Source organism: Aurantibacter aestuarii, assembly GCF_003008425.1.
GTDB classification, from domain to species: Bacteria; Bacteroidota; Bacteroidia; order Flavobacteriales; family Flavobacteriaceae; genus Aurantibacter; species Aurantibacter aestuarii.
This window is the reverse complement of record NZ_PXOQ01000012.1, coordinates 20,895-27,500: the sequence shown is the minus strand read 5'-3', so window position 1 is coordinate 27,500 and position 6,606 is coordinate 20,895. Positions and strand designations below refer to the sequence as shown.

At 32.3% G+C, this 6,606-nt stretch carries 7 protein-coding genes (1 of these 7 cut by a window edge); 6 read left to right on the top strand and 1 reads right to left on the bottom strand.

The window, feature by feature from the left end:
• Positions 1-509, bottom strand: partial view of an acyl-CoA dehydrogenase gene (locus C7H52_RS11110; protein ID WP_106463987.1) — the start only. It extends 634 nt beyond the left edge of the window; only the first 509 of its 1,143 coding nucleotides appear in the window; its start codon is at positions 507-509; its stop codon lies beyond the left edge, outside the window.
• Positions 510-601: 92 nt separating this feature from the next.
• On the opposite strand from C7H52_RS11110, the gene C7H52_RS11105 reads away from it, so the two are divergent.
• The 6 genes from C7H52_RS11105 (at position 602) to C7H52_RS11080 (ending at position 6,601) form a co-directional block, all read left to right on the top strand.
• A complete protein-coding gene (locus tag C7H52_RS11105) occupies positions 602-1,663 on the top strand; it encodes an anhydro-N-acetylmuramic acid kinase (RefSeq protein ID WP_106463986.1) in 1,062 nt (353 codons plus the stop codon).
• A gap of 171 nt (positions 1,664-1,834) precedes the next feature.
• Positions 1,835-3,067: a Glu/Leu/Phe/Val dehydrogenase dimerization domain-containing protein gene (locus C7H52_RS11100; protein ID WP_106463985.1), complete on the top strand. Its 1,233-nt coding sequence runs from the start codon at positions 1,835-1,837 to the stop codon at positions 3,065-3,067.
• Positions 3,068-3,089: 22 nt separating this feature from the next.
• A complete protein-coding gene (nhaD, locus tag C7H52_RS11095; RefSeq protein ID WP_106463984.1) occupies positions 3,090-4,487 on the top strand; it encodes a sodium:proton antiporter NhaD in 1,398 nt (465 codons plus the stop codon).
• A gap of 52 nt (positions 4,488-4,539) precedes the next feature.
• Positions 4,540-5,244: a MotA/TolQ/ExbB proton channel family protein gene (locus C7H52_RS11090; protein ID WP_106463983.1), complete on the top strand. Its 705-nt coding sequence runs from the start codon at positions 4,540-4,542 to the stop codon at positions 5,242-5,244.
• A 1-nt stretch (position 5,245) separates the two neighbouring features.
• Complete coding sequence (locus C7H52_RS11085) at positions 5,246-5,638, top strand: ExbD/TolR family protein (RefSeq protein ID WP_106463982.1); 393 nt, start codon at positions 5,246-5,248, stop codon at positions 5,636-5,638.
• 42 nt (positions 5,639-5,680) lie between these two features.
• Positions 5,681-6,601, top strand: a complete 921-nt coding sequence (locus C7H52_RS11080; RefSeq protein WP_106463981.1) for an energy transducer TonB — start codon at positions 5,681-5,683, stop codon at positions 6,599-6,601.
• The last annotated feature ends 5 nt before the right edge of the window (positions 6,602-6,606 follow it).

Genomic DNA, 6,606 nt, shown 5'->3' with positions numbered 1-6,606 from the left:
GCAATTACTAAGTAAACGCCTGCTCTTCCACCACTAGTAATCCAATTTTTTGTACCATTTAACAGATAATGGTCTCCTTTATCAATTGCAGTTGTGGCTTGCGAAGTAGCATCACTACCAGCTTCAGGCTCACTTAAACAAAAAGCACCAACAGTTTCTCCGCTAGCTAATTTTGGTAAGTATTTTTGTTTCTGTTCTTCTGTTCCATAATTCTCTAAACCATAACATACCAAAGAATTATTTACAGATACAATCACAGAAGCAGATGCATCAATTTTTGATAATTCTTCCATAATTAAAACGTATGAAATAGTATCCATTCCACTTCCACCATATTTAGGATCTACCATTATTCCCATAAAGCCTAAATCTCCCATTTTTTTGACTAGTTCGTGTGGGAATTGTTGCTTTTCATCTCTTTCGATAACTCCTGGTAGTAATTCTGTTCTTGCGAATTCACGAGCAGCGTCGCGAACCATAATATGCTCTTCTGTTAGATTAAAATTCATAATGCTTATGCGTTGATAATTCAATAATTTTGTACCCCAAATATACTTTATAATTGTCATTTATTCAATAGGGTTTATTATTTTTACTCGGTATGATTGAAAAAAACTACAACGTTTTAGCTGTTATGTCGGGTACTTCACTTGATGGAGTTGATTTAGCCTACATAAATATCTATAAAAAAGAACATTGGAAATATAATTTTCTACAAGTAGAAACGATTGCATACTCTGATTTTTGGAAGTCTGAGCTAAAAAAACTGATTAAAACAGATTATAAGTCTTTAAAAAAAATAGATAAAAGATATACAAAGTTATTAGGTAAACTAATTTTAATTTTTATTAAAAAGCATAATATAAATAGTATTGATGTGCTTTGTAGTCATGGTCACACTGCTCTGCATCAACCTGAAAATAAATTAACCTACCAAATAGGTAATTTACCTGAAATAGCTACAATAACTCAACTTAAAACCGTTTGTGATTTTAGAGTCCAAGATGTAGCTTTAGGTGGTCAAGGAGCTCCATTGGTTCCTATAGGAGATTTATTACTATTTTACAATTATGATGCTTGTATTAATTTAGGCGGTTTTTCTAATATATCAAAAACTATTTTATACGAGAGAGTCGCTTATGATATTTGTCCTGTAAATATTGTACTTAACCATTTCATTTCAAAAATTAATTTAGATTATGATGTTGATGGTGCTATTGCGTCATCAGGAGTTGTGTGTTATGACTTATTTTATGAATTAAATGAACTTCACTTTTATAAACATTCTAATCCTAAATCTTTAGGTTTAGAATGGGTGAATAACATTTTTTTACCAATAATTGAAACTTATGACTTGAGTTTGGAAAATATCTTATGTACACTAGTAGAGCATGCCGCTTATCAAATTTCTTTACATATTAAAGATTTAAAATCAGCATTATTTACTGGTGGCGGTGTTTACAACAAATATTTAATGTCTCGTATCCGTTCATTTACCAAGACAGAAGTAATTATCCCCGATGCTAATCTCATTGAATTTAAAGAGGCCTTAATTTTTGGCTTATTAGGAGTTTTAAAACTTGAAAATGAAGTAAATTGTTTGGCGTCCGTAACAGGAGCTGTAAAAAACCATTCATCAGGAAAAATCTATTTACCGAGCTAATAAATTTTTACAAAAACTTAACAATTAAATCTGAGTTTCTAAGTGTATTGAATTCTTAGTTTTTTATATTTGTTAGGATATTTTAAAATTCACTCAAATGACTCAGTTATAACTATTCTAGTAATTATTTAACCAAACCCTTTTTTAAAATAATTATTATAGAATATACACATGAAAGATTTACTTAAAATTTACGAAAATAAAGAGCCAGAAATTGTTTTTCATTGGAGAGACCAAGAAACAGATGCAGAAGGCTGGACCGTTATAAATTCATTACGTGGTGGTGCTGCAGGTGGAGGAACAAGAATGAGAAAAGGACTTAATAAAAATGAGGTCTTATCTTTAGCTAAAACTATGGAAGTGAAATTTACAGTTTCTGGACCAGTAATTGGTGGTGCAAAATCTGGAATTAACTTCGATCCTAATGATCCTAGGAAACGAGGTGTTTTAGAACGCTGGTATAAAGCAGTAACCCCTTTGTTAAAGCATTATTATGGAACTGGAGGAGATTTAAACGTCGATGCAGACAAGGATGTTATTCCAATTACTGAAAGTTGTGGTGTTTGGCATCCTCAAGAAGGTATTTTTAATGGGCATTTCAAGCCTACAGAGGCAGACAAAATAAATAGAATCGGGCAATTGCGTCAAGGTGTTATTAAAGTTATAGAGGATAAGAAGTTTTCACCCGATTTATCTAGGAAATATACAGTAGCAGATATGTTAACTGGATATGGTGTTGCCGAAGCTGTAAAACACTATTATGATATTTATGGTGGGCATATTAAAGGGAAAAGAGCAATAGTTCAAGGTTTTGGAAATGTTGGTTCTGCAGCTGCTTATTATTTAACTCAACTAGGAGCCAAGGTTGTAGGAATTATTGACCGTGATGGAGGATTAATTAATGAGAATGGATTTACGATGTCTGAAATGACAGATTTATTTTTATCAAAAGATGGAAATAAGTTGAATTCAAACGAAATGATTCCTTTTGAAGAAATTAATTCAAAAATTTGGAATTTACCGGCTGAAATATTTGTTCCAGCAGCAGCTTCAAGATTAGTTTCTCAAGAACAAGTCCAACAAATGATAGATACAGGATTAGAAGTAATATCTCCAGGAGCAAATGTTCCGTTTGCAGACAAAGAGATCTTTTTCGGACCTATTATGGAGTACACAGATAATCATCTAAGTTTATTACCAGACTTTATATCAAATTGCGGAATAGCAAGAGTCTTTGCCTACTTGATGGAGTCTAAAATTGACTTGCCTATGCAAGATGAAGCTATCTTTAATGATACTTCAAATACTATTAAAAAAGCACTTCAAAACACGTTTAAAATGAGTGCGTCAAAAACTAAAATTTGTTCAACAGCATTTGAAAATGCTTTAAAGCAATTAGTTTAATTTTACAACCCAATAAAAATATATGGAAACAATAATTATAGTAGTATTTGTTTTAGGTTATTTGGCAATAACATTAGAACATAGTATAAAAGTAGATAAGCTTGTCCCGGCTTTAGTTATGATGGCTATTAGTTGGGCTTTAATTTCGTTAGGGATTGATTCTTTTCCTAATTGGTTTGACTCGGCTAAACATGCATTAGTTGATAATTTTCCTGGTCTAGCTCATGAAGCTAAAATGGAATTAATGGAAGAAACATTACTTCATCATTTAGGTAAGACGGCAGAGATTTTGGTGTTTCTTTTAGGAGCAATGACTATCGTTGAAATTATAGATTATTTCGATGGATTTTCTACTATTAAGAACTTTATTAAGACTAAAAAGAAAAGTAAGATTTTATGGATATTTTGTTTTTTAGCTTTTATTCTTTCAGCTATTATAGATAATTTAACGGCTACTATTGTTTTAATTTCCATATTACAGAAAATTGTTAAAGATAGAGATGTTCGAATCTGGTATGCGGGTTTAATTATTATAGCGGCTAATGCTGGTGGTGCTTTTTCACCTATAGGAGATGTTACTACGACTATGTTATGGATTGCAAACAAAGTTTCTACAGGACATTTATTTGGTTATTTATTAGTACCATCATTAGTATGTATGTTAGTTCCAACATTTATAGCATCGTTCTTACCAGCTTTTAAAGGTTATTTAGCTGAAGAAGATCAAGGGGAAATTAATAAACCTAAGAGTAGGTTTAGTGCTGTAATGCTTTATTTAGGTTTGGCTGCAATAATTTTTGTACCAATTTTTAAAGTAGCAACTCATTTACCACCTTACGTAGGGATGATGTTATCTTTAGGTATTGTAGCTATTTTTGCTGAATATTTCAGTTCTTCAAAATTTAGTTTGACAGAGCCCCATGGAGGTGAAAGTGATGCTCACGCCAAGCATAGTCCAGTTCATAAATCATTATCTAAGATAGAATTACCAAGTATTTTATTTTTCTTAGGAATTTTAATGGCAGTCGCAGCTTTAGAATCTTTGGGTGTGTTATTTGGTTTTGCATCTTCTCTGCAAGATAATATACCAATGTTGGGAACAGAGTTACATCATGCAGGAGTATCTGACCTTGTAGTAATCCTATTAGGTATTGGATCAGCAGTTATTGATAATGTTCCTCTAGTAGCAGCGAGTTTAGGTATGTTTTCTGTACCTATGGATAATGAACTATGGCATTTTATAGCATATGCTGCTGGAACAGGTGGAAGTATGTTGGTTATAGGTTCTGCAGCTGGTGTTGTTGCTATGGGTATGGAGAAAATTGATTTTTTCTGGTATTTCAAGAAGATTTCATGGTTAGCACTTATAGGTTTTTTAGCAGGAACATTAGTGTTTTTCTTTACTAGAACTTTATTTTAATCATACGAATTTTTTAAAACTAACGTTATTCTTTAAATACAACCTTTAATTTATGTTAAGCACAATTTTCCAAGAACAAGTTGCAGATGCAACCAATACAGTAGCAGAAGGTGAACCAGTAGAAAAGACACTGTCTGTAATAGAGTTAATCACAACAGGAGGAACTGCAGGTATTATAATTATTACGCTACTATTTGTATTGTTAATTATGGCTTGTTACATTTATTTTGAACGAATTTTTGCCATTAAAGATGCCTCAAAGATTGATGCTAACTTTATGAATCAGATTAAAGATTATGTTTCTAATGGAAAATTAGAGTCCGCACAAAATTTATGTAGTACTGCAAATACGCCAGTTTCAAGACTAATTGGTAAAGGAATTACTAGAATTGGAAAACCTTTAGAGGACATTAATACAGCAATAGAAAATGCCGGACGTTTAGAAATTTATAACCTTGAGAAAAACGTAAGTGTATTAGCAACAATTTCAGGCGCAGCACCAATGATTGGGTTTTTAGGGACAGTAATAGGTATGATATTATCTATTTTTGAGATTGCAAATTCTGGAGGTTCTATAGATATTAAGACGCTTGCAGATGGACTTTATACAGCCATGACCACTACAGTAGCTGGTTTAATTGTTGGTATTGTAGCTTATGTAGCTTATAATCATTTAGTAGTAAAAACAGATAAGATGGTTTACCAAATGGAAGCTAATTCACTAGAATTTTTAGATCTTTTAAACGAACCAAGCTAATATGCGATTAAGAGGACGAAATAAAGTAACCCCAGAATTCAATATGTCGTCTATGACGGATATTGTTTTCCTTCTGTTAATATTTTTTATGATAGCATCAACATTAGTTTCTGCGGAAGCTATAGATCTATTGTTGCCCAAATCATCTAGTAAAACTACTCAAACCAAGAGTGTTTCTGTTAGTGTAGATAAAGATGTTAACTACTACATAGATATGCAACAGGTGGAAAAAGATAATTTAGAAACTGAGTTATTAGCAAAATTAGGAACTCAAGAAGAACCAGTAATAACCATTCGCTCAGATCAAGATGTAGAAATGAAACATGTGGTATTTATCATGGATATTGCAAACAAAAATAAAATAAAGTCAACTCTAGCAGTACAATCAAAATAAAATGGCTTAGAAATTGATATGTATAAATAAATATATTTTTACATGAAATATTTAGAAACGGAGCACGAAAAGAAATCAGCACGACTAACAGCGTTAATCACGCTTATAATCGTGCTGTTGTTGTTTTTTGTAGCCTCACCACCTTACACAGATCCACCAGAGGAGTATGGTGTTGCTATTAATTTTGGTAGTCCTGCAAATGCAGAATCTGTTTCTGAACCTACTCCCAGAACTTCTCCTAAAGAAGTAAAAACGGAAGATATAAAGAAAGTAGAGGAAAAAAAGGTTGAGCAACCACAAGAAGAAATTATAGAGAAAGCTAAAGAGAAAGCGGAACAAGATTTACTAACTCAAGAGAATGAAGAAGCTTTAGCTATTAAAAAAGCTAAGGAACAAGCAGAAAAAGAAGCTAAAGAAGAACAACAAGCAAAGGATAAAGCAAGAGAAGCTCTTGAAAAACAAAAAGCAGCTGAACAAAAAGCCGCTCAAGAAGCTAAAGCAAAAGCAGATGCTATAGCAAAAGCAGCAGCAGATAAAGCTGCTAGAGAAAAAGCAAATTCTATTGGTAATAATAATACCAAAAATGATGGTGGAAGTGGTGATAATAATGGCTCTTTTAGAGCAAAAGAATCTGCTCCAATATATCCTGGTTGTGAAGGCGTTGCAATTAGTAGTCGAAAGCAATGTATGAGCGAAAAAATAGCACAGTTTTTGTCTGATAGGTTTAATAAAGAAATTGCAGGTAATGTTGGTTTAACAGGTGTGCAAAGTATTAAAATTGCATTTAGTGTTAATGAGAATGGAAATGTAGTTTCTGTTAGAGCTATAGCTAATCATCCAAAATTAGTTGAAGAAGCTAAACGAGTAATATCACAATTACCAGAAATGAAACCAGCTATGCAAAATGGCAAAGCTACATCATATCCGTATAGTTTACCAGTAGCCATTCAAACAGGAAAATAATTGTT

Excerpts from the sequence above, each read along its gene's own strand:
- C7H52_RS11090 (WP_106463983.1), top strand. The coding sequence starts at position 4,540 with ATGTTAAGCACAATTTTCCAAGAACAAGTTGCAGATGCAACCAATACA.
- nhaD (WP_106463984.1), top strand. The coding sequence starts at position 3,090 with ATGGAAACAATAATTATAGTAGTATTTGTTTTAGGTTATTTGGCAATA.
- C7H52_RS11080 (WP_106463981.1), top strand. The coding sequence starts at position 5,681 with ATGAAATATTTAGAAACGGAGCACGAAAAGAAATCAGCACGACTAACA.
- C7H52_RS11100 (WP_106463985.1), top strand. The coding sequence starts at position 1,835 with ATGAAAGATTTACTTAAAATTTACGAAAATAAAGAGCCAGAAATTGTT.
- C7H52_RS11105 (WP_106463986.1), top strand. The coding sequence starts at position 602 with ATGATTGAAAAAAACTACAACGTTTTAGCTGTTATGTCGGGTACTTCA.
- C7H52_RS11085 (WP_106463982.1), top strand. The coding sequence starts at position 5,246 with ATGCGATTAAGAGGACGAAATAAAGTAACCCCAGAATTCAATATGTCG.